Origin of the sequence: Microbacterium sp. WCS2018Hpa-23 (assembly GCF_031843845.1) — a bacterium.
GTDB lineage: Bacteria > Actinomycetota > Actinomycetes > Actinomycetales > Microbacteriaceae > Microbacterium.
On record NZ_JAVTIZ010000006.1, the window covers coordinates 306,207 to 322,385 of the forward strand.

Annotated in this window: 17 protein-coding genes; 12 read left to right on the top strand and 5 right to left on the bottom strand. The window is 67.7% G+C overall.

Going from position 1 to position 16,179, the window contains the following annotated elements; genetic code table 11:
• Positions 1-62: 62 nt before the first annotated feature.
• From RQG77_RS12415 to RQG77_RS12450, 8 genes are read left to right on the top strand one after another with little or no spacing between them, the layout of a single operon-like run.
• A complete protein-coding gene (locus tag RQG77_RS12415) occupies positions 63-422 on the top strand; it encodes a holo-ACP synthase (RefSeq protein WP_056309248.1) in 360 nt (119 codons plus the stop codon).
• A complete protein-coding gene (alr, locus tag RQG77_RS12420; RefSeq protein ID WP_311244983.1) occupies positions 419-1,525 on the top strand; it encodes an alanine racemase in 1,107 nt (368 codons plus the stop codon). The genes RQG77_RS12415 and alr overlap by 4 nt, the downstream gene beginning before the upstream one ends.
• Positions 1,522-2,019: a tRNA (adenosine(37)-N6)-threonylcarbamoyltransferase complex ATPase subunit type 1 TsaE gene (tsaE, locus tag RQG77_RS12425; RefSeq protein WP_311244984.1), complete on the top strand. Its 498-nt coding sequence runs from the start codon at positions 1,522-1,524 to the stop codon at positions 2,017-2,019. Before alr ends, tsaE begins: the two co-directional genes overlap by 4 nt.
• Positions 2,020-2,039: 20 nt before the next feature.
• Positions 2,040-2,663: a tRNA (adenosine(37)-N6)-threonylcarbamoyltransferase complex dimerization subunit type 1 TsaB gene (gene tsaB / locus RQG77_RS12430; protein WP_311244985.1), complete on the top strand. Its 624-nt coding sequence runs from the start codon at positions 2,040-2,042 to the stop codon at positions 2,661-2,663.
• Positions 2,660-3,166, top strand: coding sequence for a ribosomal protein S18-alanine N-acetyltransferase (rimI, locus tag RQG77_RS12435; protein ID WP_311244986.1), 507 nt, complete (start codon positions 2,660-2,662; stop codon positions 3,164-3,166). The genes tsaB and rimI overlap by 4 nt, the downstream gene beginning before the upstream one ends.
• Positions 3,163-4,233, top strand: coding sequence for a tRNA (adenosine(37)-N6)-threonylcarbamoyltransferase complex transferase subunit TsaD (gene tsaD, locus RQG77_RS12440; protein WP_311244987.1), 1,071 nt, complete (start codon positions 3,163-3,165; stop codon positions 4,231-4,233). Before rimI ends, tsaD begins: the two co-directional genes overlap by 4 nt.
• Entirely contained in the window at positions 4,233-4,745 is a 513-nt protein-coding gene (locus tag RQG77_RS12445) for a hypothetical protein (protein ID WP_311244988.1), read from the top strand. Before tsaD ends, RQG77_RS12445 begins: the two co-directional genes overlap by 1 nt.
• A gap of 3 nt (positions 4,746-4,748) precedes the next feature.
• On the top strand, positions 4,749-5,960 hold the full coding sequence (locus RQG77_RS12450) for a hypothetical protein (RefSeq protein WP_311244989.1): 1,212 nt from the start codon (positions 4,749-4,751) through the stop codon (positions 5,958-5,960).
• 4 nt (positions 5,961-5,964) lie between these two features.
• On the opposite strand, the gene RQG77_RS12455 is transcribed toward RQG77_RS12450, so the two are convergent.
• Positions 5,965-7,173, bottom strand: a complete 1,209-nt coding sequence (locus RQG77_RS12455; RefSeq protein ID WP_311244990.1) for a class I SAM-dependent methyltransferase — start codon at positions 7,171-7,173, stop codon at positions 5,965-5,967.
• A gap of 143 nt (positions 7,174-7,316) precedes the next feature.
• On the opposite strand from RQG77_RS12455, the gene groES reads away from it, so the two are divergent.
• The 3 genes from groES to RQG77_RS12470 all read left to right on the top strand — a co-directional run bounded on the left by groES (position 7,317) and on the right by RQG77_RS12470 (position 10,126).
• Positions 7,317-7,613, top strand: coding sequence for a co-chaperone GroES (gene groES, locus RQG77_RS12460; protein WP_017203655.1), 297 nt, complete (start codon positions 7,317-7,319; stop codon positions 7,611-7,613).
• Between the two features lie 143 nt (positions 7,614-7,756).
• A complete protein-coding gene (gene rarD / locus RQG77_RS12465; RefSeq protein ID WP_311244991.1) occupies positions 7,757-8,713 on the top strand; it encodes an EamA family transporter RarD in 957 nt (318 codons plus the stop codon).
• Positions 8,714-8,857: 144 nt separating this feature from the next.
• Positions 8,858-10,126 (top strand): ABC transporter substrate-binding protein, encoded by a 1,269-nt coding sequence (locus tag RQG77_RS12470; protein ID WP_311244992.1) that lies wholly within the window; start codon positions 8,858-8,860, stop codon positions 10,124-10,126.
• A gap of 150 nt (positions 10,127-10,276) precedes the next feature.
• Here RQG77_RS12470 and RQG77_RS12475 read toward each other — a convergent pair whose 3' ends face one another.
• From RQG77_RS12475 to RQG77_RS12490, 4 genes are read right to left on the bottom strand one after another with little or no spacing between them, the layout of a single operon-like run.
• Entirely contained in the window at positions 10,277-11,038 is a 762-nt protein-coding gene (locus tag RQG77_RS12475) for an ABC transporter ATP-binding protein (protein ID WP_311244993.1), read from the bottom strand.
• Positions 11,035-12,000 (bottom strand): ABC transporter ATP-binding protein, encoded by a 966-nt coding sequence (locus RQG77_RS12480; RefSeq protein WP_311244999.1) that lies wholly within the window; start codon positions 11,998-12,000, stop codon positions 11,035-11,037. The genes RQG77_RS12475 and RQG77_RS12480 overlap by 4 nt, the downstream gene beginning before the upstream one ends.
• 46 nt (positions 12,001-12,046) lie before the next feature.
• Positions 12,047-13,024 (bottom strand): branched-chain amino acid ABC transporter permease, encoded by a 978-nt coding sequence (locus RQG77_RS12485; protein WP_056508340.1) that lies wholly within the window; start codon positions 13,022-13,024, stop codon positions 12,047-12,049.
• Between the two features lie 2 nt (positions 13,025-13,026).
• A complete protein-coding gene (locus tag RQG77_RS12490) occupies positions 13,027-14,376 on the bottom strand; it encodes a branched-chain amino acid ABC transporter permease (RefSeq protein WP_311244994.1) in 1,350 nt (449 codons plus the stop codon).
• 267 nt (positions 14,377-14,643) lie between these two features.
• On the opposite strand from RQG77_RS12490, the gene guaB reads away from it, so the two are divergent.
• Positions 14,644-16,146, top strand: a complete 1,503-nt coding sequence (gene guaB, locus RQG77_RS12495; RefSeq protein WP_056508342.1) for an IMP dehydrogenase — start codon at positions 14,644-14,646, stop codon at positions 16,144-16,146.
• Positions 16,147-16,179: the final 33 nt, after the last annotated feature.

Genomic DNA, 16,179 nt, shown 5'->3' on the forward strand with positions numbered 1-16,179 from the left:
CTCGAGCGGATGCCCGGGCGGCGCCGACGGCCGCCAGGGGATGCCGCGACTAGGCTGAACGGGTGATCATCGGGACCGGCATCGACCTCGTGGACATCCCGCGGTTCGAGCGCACACTCGAGCGCACGCCACGACTTCTCGAGCGACTCTTCGCGCCGGGGGAGCGGGCGCTGCGCCTTCCGTCTCTCGCCGCGCGGTATGCCGCGAAGGAGGCCCTGATCAAGACCCTCGGAGGATCCGACGGAGTCCACTGGATCGAGATCGAGATCGCCTCCGAGGCCTCGGGGCGCCCGCACTTCGTGTTGACGGGGACCACGGCGGAGGTGGTCGCCGAGCGAGGCATCACCAGACTGCACCTGACCCTCACTCACGACGCGGGGCTCGCCGCCGCATTCGTCGTCGCCGAAGGAGAGCCGCTGTGACCGTTCCGTTCCGTGAAGCGCGCATCGACCTGGATGCCATCACCGACAACGTCCGCCACTTCCGTCGGCTCACCGGCGTGAAGGTCATCGCCGTCGTCAAGGCGAACGCCTACGGCCACGGCGCGGCTGCGGCTGCTGTCGCCGCGCTCGCCGGCGGTGCGACGCGTCTCGGCGTCGCCGAGATCCCCGAGGCCCTCGAGCTGCGACGACAGGGCATCACCGCGCCGATCGTGGCGTGGCTGCACGCGCCCGGCGAGCGGTTCGAGCAGGCCGCCGAGCAGGACATCGAGGTCGGCATCTCGTCGTTCGACCAGCTGGAGGCCGCGGGGGCCGCGGCATCCGTCGACCGCCCGGTGGGGGTGCACCTCAAGTTCGAGACGGGGCTGTCGCGCAACGGGATCGCGCCCGCCGACTGGCGTCGTGTGCTCGCGGAGGCGGCTCGTCTCGAGCGCATCGGACGCCTTCGCATCATCGGGCTGTTCAGCCATCTGTCGAACACCTCCGCGCAGGACGACCGTGACGCCCTGGCGAGGTTCGAGGAGGGCGTCGCGGCCGCGGCAAGCTTCGGCATCCATCCGGAGATCCGTCACATCGCGGCGACGGCTGCCGCGATCGACCTGCCGGAGATGCGTCTGGATGCGGTGCGCATCGGCGTCGGCATCTACGGACTCTCTCCGTTCGAGGACCGCTCCTCCGCCGAGCTGGGACTCCGTCCCGCCATGACGCTGCGTGGCGCGATCGCCGCTGTGCGCAGGGTTCCCGCAGGTGCGGGAGTCTCGTACGGCTACGACCACCGCGCTCCGCACGACACCACCCTCGTGCTCGTGCCGCTGGGCTATGCCGACGGCGTGCCCCGCCACGCATCCGGTCGGCTGCCGGTGTCGATCGGCGGGCGTCGCTACACGAACGTCGGCCGCATCGCGATGGATCAGTTCGTGGTCGACGTGGGCGACGCGCCCGTGTCGATAGGCGACGAGGTCGTGCTGTTCGGCGACCCGACCCTCGGAGTCCCGTCGGCGGCGGAGTGGGCGAACGTCGCCTCGACCATCAACTACGAGATCGTGACCCGCATCGGCGCGCGCGTCGCCCGGCGGTCGGCATGAGCGTCGACCCCGCGTTCCTCGGTCGCCTCGAGATCGAGACGTCGGAGGCGATGGAGCAGCTCGGCTTCCGTATCGGCGAGCAGCTCGAAGCGGGAGACCTGCTGATCCTCACCGGCCCCCTCGGTGCCGGCAAGACGACTTTCACGCGAGGGCTCGCCGAAGGCCTCGGCGTGCGCGGTCCGGTGCAGAGCCCGACCTTCGTGATCGCGCGGACGCATCCCTCGCTCGTCGGACGCGCGCCACTGGTGCATGTGGACGCCTACCGTCTCGGCTCAGGAGCGGAGCTCGACGACCTCGATCTCGATCTCGCGCGCTCGGTCGTCGTGATCGAATGGGGGCGCGGGATGGCCGAGGACCTCGCAGACACCTGGTGGGACATCGAGCTCGAACGTCCTGTCGGCGGCGACGACGATCTCGACCCCTCCGAGCTCGATGCCGACGCTCCGCGGCACGTGACGATCACGCGCGGAGGACGCTCAGCGATCGCCGGTTGAACCCCGACTACCCTGGAGAGGTGATCCTCGCCGTCGACACCTCCCTGGGCACCGCCGTCGCCCTCATCGATGACGACGGCACCCGTCTCTCCGACGCCTCCGCGGCAGACCCCCTCGGGCACGCCGAGGTCATCGGAGATCTGCTGGTCCGAGCGATCAGCGAGACCGGAAGCGGCGAGATCGCCCATGTGGTCGCCGGCATGGGACCCGGCCCCTTCACCGGGCTCCGCATCGGCATCGCCGCCGCGCGCGCGTTCGCGCTGGGTCGTGGCATCCCCGTCATCCCCGTGCCGAGCCATCTCGCCGCGGCCCTCACCGCGATCGAGCGGGATGCCGTCTCGGGGCCGTTCGCGATCGTCACCGACGCACGTCGTCGTGAGGTCGCCATCACGGTGTTCGACGGGACGGATGCCGACGGCATCCCGCTCGTGACCGTCGATACGAGGCTGGTGCCCAGCGTGGACGCGGATGAGCACCTCGGCGGGGTCCGTCGCATCGACGTCGAGATCCTGTCTGCCGTGGACCTCGCCCGGGTGGGTGCCAGGGCCGTGGCGGCGGGGCGCTCCCTCACAGGTGACGAGCCGCTGTATCTGCGGCACCCTGATGTGACCGTGCCCGGCGCGCCGAAGAAGGTGGGGCGATGACTCTGCGCGACGCGACGCCGGACGACCTCGACGCCATCATGGCGATAGAGCACCGTTCCTTCCCCACCGACGCGTGGAGCTCACAGGCCATGGCTCTCGAGCTCGCGAGTCCGCATGGGCGCTATCTGGTCGACGAGCTCGACGGCGCGATCATCGGCTATGGGGGAGTCCGAGCCCTCGAGGGTTCTCGGGATGCCGACATCCAGACCATCGCCTTGGACGCCGACCACCGAGGCGCGGGGCGAGGGCGTGCGCTGCTGCGCGCACTGCTCGACGCGGCGGGGGAGAGAGGCGCTCGCGAGGTCTTCCTCGAGGTCCGCGCCGACAACCCGAGTGCCGAAGGACTGTACCTGTCCGAGGGGTTCGAGGAGATCGGCCGCCGCCCGCGGTACTACCAGCCCGATGACGTCGATGCGATCGTGATGCGCCTCGCTCTGCAGCATCCTCGTTCCGCACATCAGGACGAGGCGATCACGGATGCCGCCAAGGAGGCCACTGCATGACCGAGCCGCTGGTGCTGGGCATCGAGACGAGCTGCGACGAGACCGGCATCGGGATCGTCCGCGGGCGTACCCTGCTGTCGAACACGATCGCCTCGAGCATGGACGAGCATGCTCGATACGGAGGAGTCGTTCCGGAGGTCGCGGCACGTGCGCATCTCGAGGCGCTGCAGCCGTCGATCGACGCCGCGCTCGCCGAGGCGGGTGTGCGACTCGACGACCTCGACGCGGTGGCCGTGACGAGCGGCCCCGGCCTCGCGGGCGCGCTCATGGTCGGAGTGGGGGCCGCGAAGGGCCTGGCCGTCGCGCTCGACAAGCCTCTGTACGCGGTGAACCATCTCGTGGGCCATATCGCGGCCGACATCCTCACCCCGGACTCCGAGCCGCTGGAGTACCCGACGATCGCGCTGCTCGTCTCGGGCGGACACACGTCGCTGCTCCACGTGCGCGACCTCACCACCGACGTCGAGATGCTCGGCGAGACCATGGACGATGCGGCCGGTGAGGCGTTCGACAAGGTCGCCCGCCTGCTGTCGCTGCCGTACCCCGGCGGGCCTGAGATCGATCGGGCAGCCCTCGACGGCGACCCGAACGCGATCCGATTCCCGCGGGGTCTCTCCCGGGCATCCGACCTGGCGAAGCACCGTTACGACTTCTCGTTCTCGGGCCTCAAGACGGCCGTCGCACGCTGGGTGGAGCGCTGCGAGGCAGACGGCGTGCCCGTGCCCGTCGCCGATGTTGCTGCGAGCTTCCGCGAGGCCGTCGTGGATGTGCTGGTGACCAAGGCACTCGCTGCCTGTGCCGACCTCGGCGTCCCCCGTCTGCTGCTCGGCGGCGGCGTGATCGCGAACCGTCGGCTGCGCGAGGTCGCCCTCAGCAGGGCCGAGGCCGCGGGAGTCACCGTCCGCATCCCCCCGCTGTCGCTGTGCACCGACAACGGGGCGATGATCGCCGCGCTCGCGGCCGAGCTGATCGCGTCGGGCCGTCGCCCGTCGACCTTCGCGTTCGGCGCGGACTCGACCCTTCCCGTCACCGAGATCCAGGTCGATGAGCGCGTCGCGGTGATGTGATGAGCGACGTTCCCCGCACCCCCGGCCCGCACGGGGGCGATCCCGCTTCAGTGCCGGACGCAGCCCTCCCTCGTCCCCGGATCGAGGGGCCCAGCGGCGAGGTCGAGCACCCGGCCGGCTCGGCGCGGATTCCGGGCGCGCGGCGCGACGGCTACACCAAGCTGCCCACGGGACCGGTCGGTGTCGAGCCCGTGGTCGTGAGCGGACCGGTCGCCGACGACATCGGTCACGATGCCGAGTGGCAGCCGTCGACCGCGGATGCAGCCATCGACGACACCAGGCTCGCGCCGTGGGCGCTGATGGCGGCGATCGTCGCCCTGGTGGCGTCATTCTTCGTCGGCTGGGGCGTTCCGATCGCTGTCGTCGCGGTGATCGCGGCGATCATGTCGTTGCGGCGGCCGGTCGAGAGCCGCGCGATCGCGCGATGGGCGCTCGTCCTCGGCCTGTGCGCGACCGTGTACAGCCTCGGATGGCTGGTGTGGGCAGGCATGCAGTTCGAGAGACTCGGCTAGCGGATGCTCGACGCCGAGAAAGCCGAGAATGCCGCCGAGCTGCGCGCCCTGCAGCTGAAGGCCTACGGACGCGACGGCGGTCTGACGGATGCGGATGCCGCGCGGCTGCGTGAACTCGAGGCCACCCGGGGGTGGAGGTCGGCCGCGACTGCGGCACCGGAAGCTGCTGCACCGGAATCGACCGTCGTGGAATCGTCGGAAGTGGAATCGACCGACGCGCCCGTCGCCGAAGAAGCCGCCGACGACGACACGGCGAATGGGGCGGGCGCGAGCGAACCGACCGGCGACGTGCAGGCTGGCGAGACGACGGCCCTGCGCGCCGCCCTCCGACAGCACTGGAAGGCGATCGCCGCCGCCTCCGCCGTATTGCTGGTGGTCGGTCTCGCGGCAGGGTGGGCTCTGTTCGGTCGAGCAGGAGGTGTCGACCTCACCGCAGCTCAACAGGAGCGCCGAGCCGAACTCCAGGCTGACGGCGGGTACGACGCCGGAAGCCTGAGGGCGATCGGACGGGAGGAGGATGTCCTCGTCTGGCACGCGACCAAAGAGGACGGCGAGATGGTCTGCCTCATCCTCGACACCCCGCAGGACTCAGCGACCCAGTGCCAGCGGAGCGAGGACGCTCAGAACGGCAGCGGCGTCGGTGTGTCGGTGAACCTCGATTCCGTCGAGGGTGAGGACGCCGAGCAGATCTGGGCGTCCGCCGTGCGCACCACCGAGGGCGAACTCGTGGCGATCATCCAGCGGTGGCCGAGCTCGCAGAACGACTGGCTGTCGCAGTTCGCAGGTGAGGAGCGCGTGCGCGCGGAAGAGCTTCTGGAAGAGGGCTTCCAGGACTACTCCTTCTCCGTCGTGGGCTATTTCCAGGACGCCCCGATCTGGTACGGACAGCGCCTTGTGGGAGCGACTGGCGAGGACTGTCTGGTGGTCGACGCGATCGACGGGATCGCGTGCGGGCCGCTGGGTGAAGCACAGTCCTCCGGCCTCAGCCTCGGCGGTATCACGGCCGATGTCTCAGGGAGCGTCGAGGAGTCCTGGAGCATCACGCTGGCTTTCACGTCGAACCAGACCCCGTACCTCGTCATCGCGGGGGACGTGTCGGCGGCCGACACCGCACAACCCGGTGTGACGGTGAGGCCCGGCGAGACGCTCGAGCTGGGTGGGGAGTACCAGGACCCGATTCAGGTGGAGATACCGTCGGACGACACCGAAGGGTGAACGGTCAGTGCGCGGCGGGCACCCTGTCGGCGAGGATCGCGCGCCGCTGGTCGCCGATCCTGGTGAGGATCAACGTCGCCGACTGACTCCCCTTGAGCGTGAGCTTCTTGCGGAAGGCCGCGGGATCGACGTCCATGCCGCGTTTCTTGATCTCGAGAGTGCCGATGCCGTGAGTCTTGAGCACTGCGCTGACGGCCTTCGGATTCGCCGCCATCGTCTCGCGTACCCGGAACGACTGCACGAACGGGCTCGTCAGCGCAGCGTCCGAGGTCAGATAGGCGATGCGCTCATCGAGCATGCCCGCATCGAGGCTCCGCCCGACGTCTCCGATCAGCCGTGCGCGGATGACCGCTCCGTCCGGCTCATGCAGAAAAGCCCCGAGTCCGCGCACGGGAACGTCCTCCGCGTCGGCCCCGGCCGTGAGTTCGTGCGAGCGCTCGCCGCGGATCACGAGTGCCGCGCGGCGGACGCCCGCACGCGCGAGCGCTCCGGTCCACAGCACCAGCTCGACGACGCTGCCCTCGGCGCTCACCCACTGCGCCTCGGCGTCGGTAGGGAGGGCGTCACGATCATGTCCGGGGCCGAGCTTGATGCCTGTCGGACGGCGGGATGCCAGATCGAAGGCCCAGTCGAGTGGAGGCGAGTAGTCGTCGGACGACACCCGCCGCGTCTCGCTGTGCCCCGAGGTGCGCCGAGCAGGATCCATCCAGATAGCACCGGTGTCGCTCGCATCGGACGGCACGTTCTCCTGCGCCGTGCCGTGCCTCACGACCGCGCTCTCGCCGAATGGCGCGAGGTTGTAGGCCGCGATCGCGGCCGTCACCTCGTCGGCATCCACCGCCTGCACGTCGAGGCCTGCACCGGCGAAGGCGAGGGAGTCTCCGCCGATTCCGCAGCCGAGGTCGGCGACGCTCGTGATTCCGGCCCGACGCATCCGCTGTGCGTGGCGGGCGGCGACACCGAGACGTGTCGCCTGCTCGAGTCCCGCACGGGTGAACAGCATCCTCGCCGCGAAGTCGCCGAACTTGGCTTTCGCCTTGGCCCGCAGATGCGCCTGCCCGACCACGGCCGAGACGATATCGGGGGAGTGTCCGGCTGATCGCAGGCGCGACACCGCGCGGGCCACATCGGCGACCTGATCGACGGGGCCGAGCGCATCCAGCAGTTCAAGGCCCTCGGGCGTGAGCAGGGCGCGCAGCTCGGAGATCTCCACCTGCCCAGCTTAGGCGGCGGCCCGATCGACGCATTGGCACTCGCATTGCGTGAGTGCCAGCGGAACGCCTAGACTGGATTAGCACTCTCGGGTTGAGAGTGCGAAAAGTCTTCCTGTCAGCGTCAAGAAAGAAGAGGTAGACCGTGTCGGTTTCCATCAAGCCGCTCGAGGACCGCATCGTCATCAAGCAGGTCGAGGCCGAGCAGACCACCGCGAGTGGCCTGGTCATCCCCGACACCGCCAAGGAGAAGCCCCAGGAGGGCGAGGTCGTGGCCGTGGGCCCCGGCCGCATCGATGACAACGGCAACCGCGTTCCGCTCGACGTCGCCGTCGGCGACCGTGTCCTGTACAGCAAGTACGGCGGCACCGAGGTGAAGTTCGGCGCAGACGAGTTCCTCGTCCTGTCGGCGCGCGACGTGCTCGCAGTCGTCGTCCGCTGAGACAACGTCTTCGGAAGGGCTCGGATGCTTCTCGCATCCGGGCCCTTTCTGCATCCCGCCAGGTGGCCACCGATTCCTGCCATTCTCTGACCAAGGCGGGCGCACGGCGAGGAGCCGCTTCGCGCCGGGAATAGGGTTGTGCGGTGCCCCCGACGAACACAGCCACGACGAACACCGCCGCCGCCCGAGCGACGCAGACCGCGGGGGTCGCGTATGCAGGGGGTGCGTACCTGCTGTGGGGTGTCCTTCCCCTCTACTTCCTGCTGCTCGTGCCGACAGGGCCGTGGGAGGTCGTCGCCTGGCGGGTACTGCTGTCATTCGTGTTCTGCATCCTGCTTCTGACAGTGACTCGCGGGTGGAAGGCGATCGGCGCGATCATCCGGCAGCCGAGACTGCTGGGATGGACCGCACTGGCCGGTGTCCTGATCTACGTCAACTGGCAGGTGTTCCTCATCGGCACCCTCTCGGGGAACATCGTCGAGACCAGCCTCGGGTACTTCATCAATCCGATCACCACTGTTCTGCTCGGGGTGTTCGTGCTCAAGGAGAGCATCCGCAGGTTGCAGTGGGCGGCGATCGGCATCGCCGCCGTCGCCGTGATCGTGATCGTCCTCTTCTATGGCGAGTTCCCGTGGATCGCGCTGTCGCTCACCGCGTCGTTCGGCGTCTACGGGCTCATCAAGAAGAAGATCGGCCCCGCGGTCGACGCGATCAGCGGTCTCACGCTCGAGTCGTTCTGGTTGATCCCGATCGCGGTGGTGCAGTTGATCCTCGTCGCCGCCACCCCCGACGGAATCACGATGGGCTCCCACGGAGTCTGGCACGCTGTGCTTCTCGCCTTCGCTGGAGTGGCGACGGCGGTGCCGCTGCTGCTGTTCGCCGCCGGCACCCGACGCATCAACCTGACCGTCATCGGGATGATCCAGTTCATCACGCCAGTCATGCAATTCATCATCGGAGCAGCGGTACTGGGCGAGCCGATGCCGCTCGAGCGATGGCTCGGCTTCGTCATCGTCTGGATCGCGATCGCCGTGTTCATCATCGACCTGCTGCTGGCCGCCCGCCGCGGGCGGAGGAGTGCGCAGCCCGAGCTGGCCTGAACCGGCGGATCAACGGCTGCGAAACCCGGTGTCGGATCGTTAACGCACCGAAACATCGGCGACCCCTACGCGAGACCTTTCAGTCCTAGTGTTAGAGCACCCGACCGTGGTCACAATCCACGGCCAGTCACGCAAGGGAGCATCATGACCGCATTCACGCGCTCGCGCAGCGCCAAGATCCTCGCCGGAGTCGCGCTGCTGAGCGTCTCCGCGATGGTCGTCGCAGGCTGTAGCAGCACGCCCTCGGACGAGCCGTCCGACGGTGGCGGATCGTCCGCCGACCTCACCCTCAAGCTGGGTTCGCTGCTGCCGCAGACCGGATCGCTGTCGTTCCTGGGCCCGCCCATGGAATCCGGCGTCGGACTCGCCGTCAAGGAGGTCAACGACGCTGCAGCAGGCGTCACGATCGACCTGACCGCAGAAGACGAGGGCGACACCGACACGAAGGCGTACGAGACCTCGATCACCAAGCTCCAGGGTGCAGGGGTCACCGCGATCGTCGGCGCCGCCGCATCCGGTGTCTCGCGCCTGATCCTCGACGGCAACGTCTCCGCAGGCATCCTGCAGATCTCCGCCTCCAACACCGGCCCCGACTTCACCGACTGGGACGACAACGGACTCTACTTCCGCACGGCTCCCAGCGACCTGCTGCAGGGCGAGGTTCTCGGCAACCTGATCGCCGAAGACGGCCACAAGACGCTGGGTGTCATCTACCAGAACGACGCCTACGGCACAGGTCTGTTCGAGAACATCAAGTCGACGTTCGAGGGCGCCGGTGGCGAGGTCGTCGCAGACGCGTCGTACAACGTCGGTGACGGTCAGTTCGACGCACAGGTCGAGACGATCAAGGCTCAGAACCCCGACGCCGTCGCGATCGTGTCGTTCGACCAGTTCAAGACCATCGCCCCGCTGCTGGTGAACGCGGGCATCTCGCCCGACAAGTTCTACCTGGTCGACGGAAACCTGTCGGACTACGGCTCGTCGCCCGACACGAACTTCCCGTTCTCGCTCGAGGGCGCTCAGGGCACCAAGCCGGGACCCGCGCTCGAGGACGACTTCACCGACCGTCTGCAGACGTTCTGGACGGGTGAGGGCAACCCCGAGGTCAACGACTTCACGTACGCGGCCGAGGCATACGACGCCGTCGTGCTCGTCGCACTCGCCTCTCTGGCGGCAGGTTCGACCGAGGGTGCGGACATCGCGGCCAAGATGGCCGAGGTCTCGGGCGGCACCGGCGACGGTGAGAAGTGCACCAGCTTCACCGACTGCGCGAAGATCATCAACGACGGAGGCACCGCCGACTACGACGGCTACTCCGGCGAGATCACGTTCGACGAGAACGGCGACCCGCAGGGCGCCTCGATCGGCACGTACGTGTACGACGCCGAGAACCTGATCTCCCGCACCAACTGATCACGAGCGAAGGCCCCGGATTCAGCATCCGGGGCCTTCGTCGTGCCCGGGACTTTCCTCGTGCCTGGGGCCTTCGTCGGGTGTCGGCCGAGCGCATATACAGATGAGGGACGGATGCCGAAGCATCCGTCCCTCTGTCGTGGTGAGCCGTCAGGCGGCGTCGGTGCCCAGCGTTCCGAGGTACAGTCCGATGACCTTCGGATCGTTCAGCAGGTCGCGCCCTGTGCCCTCGTAGGCGTCCTTGCCCTGATCGAGCACATAGCCGCGGTCGCAGATCTGCAGGCAGCGCCGCGCGTTCTGCTCGACCATGATCGTGGTGACGCCCGCCTTGTTGATGTCGGAGACGCGGATGAACGCGTCATCCTGACGCACGGGGGAGAGGCCCGCGGAGGGCTCGTCGAGGAGCAGCACCGAGGGATCCATCATGAGAGCCCGCGACATCGCCACCATCTGGCGCTCGCCGCCCGAGAGCGAGCCCGCGCGCTGCTTCAGTCGCTTGCCCAGCTCGGCGAAGATACCGGTGACGAACTCGAGACGCTCTGCGTAGATCTTGGGGTTCTGGTAGAGCCCCATCTGCAGGTTCTCCTCGATCGAGAGCGACGGGAAGACGTTGTTCGTCTGCGGCACGAAGGCCACACCGCGCTTGACCAGCTTGTCGGCCTTGAGCCCGACGATGCTCTCGCCCTTCACGGTGACGTCGCCGCTGCGGACGTTGACCATGCCGAAGATCGACTTCAGCAGCGTCGACTTGCCCGCGCCGTTGGGCCCGATGATGCCGATCAGCTCGCCCTGGCGCGCGACGAGGTTGGCGCCGTTCAGGATGTTCACCCCAGGCAGGTAGCCGGCGTGCACGTCCTTGAGTTCGACGACCACGTCGTCGGTTGGCGACGTTGCGGGGATCTCGGCGCTCATGCGTTGCCTCTCTGGTCGGGATCGGCGGTACTCGTCGCTGCGAGTTCCGCCTCGGCCTCTGCTTCGATCTGCTCGCGGAGTTTCGCCGCGGCAGCGTTCTCGATCACGGGGATGCGGCCGGTGACGGCTCCGAGGTCGAGGTCCTGGTGGGCGCCGAGGTAGGCGTCGACCACTGCGGGGTCCTCCATGACCTCGTCGGGCGGCCCCTCCGCGACCACGCGTCCCTCTGCCATCACGACGACCCAGTCGGCGATGTGGCGGACCATGTGCATGTCGTGCTCGACGAACAGCACCGTCATCCCGAGTCCCTTGAGATCGAGGATGTGGTCGAGGAGCGACTGCGTGAGAGCAGGGTTGACTCCCGCCATCGGCTCGTCCAGCATCACGAGCGTCGGATCGCTCATGAGGGCCCGGGCCATCTCGAGGAGCTTGCGCTGGCCGCCCGAGAGCGAAGCGGCGAAGTCCTTCTCCTTGGCGTCGAGCTTGAAGCGGGCGAGCAGCTCGCGCGCCTTCACCTCGATCTCCTGGTCCTGCTTGCGCCACAGGAACGGGAAGAGGCTCGACCAGAATCCCTCGCCGCGCTGGCCGGGGGCTCCGAGCTTCATGTTCTCGAGCACCGTGAGCAGCGACAGCGACTTGGTCAGCTGGAACGTGCGCACCTGTCCCATGCGCGCCACCTTGAAGGAGGGGACGCCCGAGAGGTTCTTGCCGTCGAACGACCAGGTGCCGCTGTTGGGCTTGTCGAATCCGCAGAGCAGGTTGAACAGCGTGGTCTTGCCCGCACCGTTCGGACCGATCAGCGCGGTGATCGCTCCGCGCGGGATCTCGACGTGGTCGACGTCAACGGCGGTCAGACCGCCGAAGCGTCGCTGCACGGCGTCGGCCACGAGGATCGGGTCGACCTTGGCCACTCCGGGGGCCGCAGGGCCCTTCGCGAGCCCGGTGGTCTTGGGGCGGCGGATGCTGCCGGTCTGGGGTGCAGCCTCGACGTTGTCGTCGGGGGTGGGTTCAATTGACAAAGGTCATCTCCCTCTTGTCTCCGAGGATGCCCTGAGGACGGAAGATCACGAGCAGCATCAGGGCGATGCCGACGAAGATGAACACCAGCGTCGAGGCCTGGCTGTCGGACATCGGTAGGATGCCCGCCTTCGCCAGGGCCGGAAGCAGGTTCGCCATGAACGCGAACACGACCCAGAACAGGATCGCGCCGAGAGTGGGGCCGAAGACCGTCGCGGCGCCGCCGAGAAGCAGCACGGTCCACAGGAAGAAGGTGAGCGACGTGGTGTAGCTGCCGGGGACCACGGCGGAGGGGAGGACGAACACGATCCCACCGGCTGCGCCGATCATTCCACCGACCACGAGCGCCTGCATCTTGTAGGCGAAGACGTTCTTGCCGAGCGAGCGCACGGCGTCCTCGTCTTCGCGGATGCCCTTGAGCACGCGGCCCCACGGGCTGCGCATCAGCGCCCACACGAGCAGGATCGCGATGGCGAGGACGATGATCCCGAACACGCGGTTCCACAGGTCGTTGGCGCTGAAAGTCCACGGACCGAAGCCGTAGGTGCCAGGGGGGAACGGATTCGCGTCGCGGAATCCGCCGTTGAACTGCGCGAGTCCGTCGGCAGAGTTGGTGTACTCGTCGAAGATCTGCGTCGTGAAGAGCAGGCGCACGATCTCACCGGCCGCGATGGTCGCGATCGCGAGGTAGTCGGCACGCAGCCGCAGCGTCGGGATGCCGAGGAGTACCGCGAAGAACGCGCCGCCGAGGAGGCCGATCAACATGCCGATCCACCAGGGGAGGCCGAAGGTCAGCACCGAGATGGCGTAGCCGTAGCCGCCGATGGCCATGAACGCGGCCATGCCGAAGTTCAGGAGGCCCGCATAGCCGAAGTGCACGGCGAGGCCCGTCGCCGCGAGCGCATAGGCGATCGTGACCGGGCTGAGCAGATAGACCGCGGTGTTGGAGAGGATGCTTCCGAAGTCCATGGTCAGCCCAACCTTTCCTTGCGTCCGAGCAGACCTTGCGGCCTCACCAGGAGGATCACGATGAGCACGACGAGGGCGCTCGCGTACTTGAGGTCGGACGGGATCCACAGTGTCGAGACCTCGACCGCGATGCCGACGATGAGTGAGCCGACGAGGGCGCCGAACGCGGTGCCGAGACCGCCGAGCGTGATGGCGGCGAAGATGAGGAGCAGCATCTGCATGCCCATGTCCCACTTGACGCCGGGGCGGAAGTACGCCCACAGGATGCCCGAGATCGCGGCCAGCGTGCCGGCGAGGATCCAGACGTACCGGACCACCTTGTCGACGTCGATACCGGATGCTGCGGCGAGCTGCGGGTTGTCGGAGATGGCTCGAGTGGCTTTGCCGATGCGGGTGCGCGTGAGGAAGAACGCGACGCCGATGATCACGACGATGCTCACGACGATGCCGATCAGGTCGATGTACGACAGCGAGATCGGACCGAATCGGAACGGCTCGGGACTCGCCCCGGGGAGCTGCCTGGTGCCGCCGCCGATCATGTACTGGAAGGCGTAGCGAAGTGCGAGCGAGAGCCCGATGCTGACGATCATCAGCTGCACGACCCCGAGACCCCGTCGCCGCAACGGACGCCAGATGCCGGCGTCGAGTGCCCAGCCGAAGAGACCGCCGCCGACCACGGCGGCGATGATGCCGAGCCACAGGGGGAGGTGCCAGAAGCTCGTCGTGACGAGGGCGACCAGGCCGCCCCACGTCACCATCTCGGCGTGCGCGAAGTTCGACAGGCGCGTCGTGCCGTAGATCAGTGCCGCACCCATCGAAGCGAGGGCGAGCAGGAGGCCGAAGTTGAGTCCGCCCACGAGTCGGGAGGCCAGCTGATCGATGAACGATGTCGTCAGGCGCTCTCCTTCACCGAGGAAGAGATTCATGATCTTGGTGCCGGTCAGGCCGAACTCGACCTCGAACGAAGCGGTCGTGCCTGCGATCGGCTGGGTGCCCTCGGGCAGTTGGGCGGCATCGACGATCACGCCGTCGGGGAGGGTCTCCTCGTCGACGGTGAGAGTGTACGTCTCCTTCTCGGGGACGTACAGGCGCCACTTGCCTTCGGCATCGGTCTCGGTCTCACCCTCGAATCCGTTGCCCTTGATCGTCATCACGACGCCCTCGACAGGGTCATCGTCGAAGGTGATGACGCCGGCGAAGTAGAAGTCGGTGATCTCCTGCCCGTCGTCCGTCTCGTCGGCAGATGCCGATGCGGGAGGCTGCAGCCACAGGAAAGCGATGGCGAGAAGTGACGCGATCAGGGTGATGACCCATCGCGTTCCACTTCGTTTCGCCGAGATCGTCGGACTCACGGAACCTCCAGCCGAGTACACAGGCCATGACAGGGTTGTTCATCGGCCTTGATGTACGACGGTATGAGCGTAATGTGTCGGCTCTGTTTCAACCAAGGCACGATCTGCTCACGGTGAGAACGATCCCATCACGAAGTTGCGAAATAACGATAGGTCACCCGTGGCGTCCCGCACGCGATCTCAGCGGGCGCAGGGAATTTCCTCAGCCGCCTCGCGCTTAGAATTGGTACACCCTCGCCCCAGATCGCGCCCGCAGGAGGACTATCCATGGACCAGCACGACCCCTTCGGCTTCGTCGGACTCACGTACGACGATGTGCTGCTCCTTCCGGGGCACACCGACGTCATCCCCAGCGAGGCCGACACCTCGTCACGGATCACTCGCCGCATCTCGGTCGCGACTCCGCTGCTCTCCAGCGCCATGGACACGGTCACGGAATCCCGCATGGCCATCGCGATGGCACGTGAGGGCGGCATCGGCATCCTTCACCGCAACCTGTCGATCGCCGATCAGGCGGCGCATGTCGACCGCGTCAAGCGCAGCGAGTCGGGCATGATCACCGACCCGATCACGACGACGCCGGACGCGACCGTCGAAGAGGTCGATGCTCTCTGCGCCAAGTACCGCATCTCGGGGCTCCCGGTCGTCGACGCCGACGGACGCCTCGTGGGAATCATCACGAACCGCGACATGCGCTTCGTCTCGGGCTTCGAGCGTCAGACCACGTTCGTGAAGGACGTCATGACGTCCGAGGGTCTCGTCACCGCGCCGGTGGGCGTCGCCGCAGGCGAGGTCATCGCCCTCTTCGCCCACCACCGCGTCGAGAAGCTGCCGCTCATCGATGAGGACGGAAAGCTCGCGGGTCTCATCACCATCAAGGACTTCGACAAGAGCGAGAAGTACCCGCTGGCCACGAAGGACGACCAGGGGCGTCTGCGCGTCGGTGCGGCGATCGGTTTCTTCGGCGACGCCTGGGAGCGCGCGGAGGCGCTGCGCGACGCAGGCGTCGACGTGCTCGTGGTCGACACCGCGAACGGTCAGTCCCAGGGCGTCATCGAGCTGGTCAAGCGCATCAAGGCCGACGAGAGCTTCGCGCACATCGACGTCATCGGCGGCAACGTCGCGACCCGCGAGGGTGCTCAGGCGCTCGTCGATGCAGGCGTCGACGCCGTCAAGGTCGGCGTGGGCCCCGGCTCGATCTGCACGACGCGTGTGGTCGCCGGAGTCGGTGTGCCGCAGGTCACCGCTGTGTATGAGGCATCGCTCGCCGCTCGTCCCGCCGGAGTGCCGGTGATCGCCGACGGCGGACTGCAGTACTCGGGTGACATCGCCAAGGCGCTCGTCGCCGGTGCGGATGCCGTCATGCTCGGCTCGCTGCTCGCCGGCACCGACGAGTCGCCGGGCGAGATCGTCTTCCAGTCGGGCAAGCAGTTCAAGCAGTACCGCGGCATGGGCTCGCTCGGAGCCATGCAGACGCGCGGAAAGCAGACCTCGTACTCGAAGGACCGCTACTTCCAGGCCGACGTCCCCAGCGACGACAAGCTGATCCCCGAGGGCATCGAGGGCCAGGTGCCCTATCGCGGTCCAGTGGCCGCCGTCGCGTACCAGCTGGTCGGCGGGCTGCGCCAGTCGATGTTCTACGTCGGCGCTCGCACCATCGAAGAGCTCAAGCAGCGCGGCAGGTTCGTGCGCATCACGGCTGCGGGGCTCAAGGAGTCGCACCCGCACGACGTGCAGATCGTGGTCGAGGCGCCCAACTACAAGCGCTGAGACGAATGAGAGGGGGGCCGGATGCGACAGCAT

Coding starts and splice junctions, on each gene's coding strand:
- tsaE (WP_311244984.1), top strand. CDS start 1,522: ATGAGCGTCGACCCCGCGTTCCTCGGTCGCCTCGAGATCGAGACGTCG.
- rimI (WP_311244986.1), top strand. CDS start 2,660: ATGACTCTGCGCGACGCGACGCCGGACGACCTCGACGCCATCATGGCG.
- tsaD (WP_311244987.1), top strand. CDS start 3,163: ATGACCGAGCCGCTGGTGCTGGGCATCGAGACGAGCTGCGACGAGACC.
- RQG77_RS12445 (WP_311244988.1), top strand. CDS start 4,233: ATGAGCGACGTTCCCCGCACCCCCGGCCCGCACGGGGGCGATCCCGCT.
- RQG77_RS12450 (WP_311244989.1), top strand. CDS start 4,749: ATGCTCGACGCCGAGAAAGCCGAGAATGCCGCCGAGCTGCGCGCCCTG.
- RQG77_RS12470 (WP_311244992.1), top strand. CDS start 8,858: ATGACCGCATTCACGCGCTCGCGCAGCGCCAAGATCCTCGCCGGAGTC.
- RQG77_RS12475 (WP_311244993.1), bottom strand. CDS start 11,038: ATGAGCGCCGAGATCCCCGCAACGTCGCCAACCGACGACGTGGTCGTC.
- RQG77_RS12485 (WP_056508340.1), bottom strand. CDS start 13,024: ATGGACTTCGGAAGCATCCTCTCCAACACCGCGGTCTATCTGCTCAGC.
- guaB (WP_056508342.1), top strand. CDS start 14,644: ATGGACCAGCACGACCCCTTCGGCTTCGTCGGACTCACGTACGACGAT.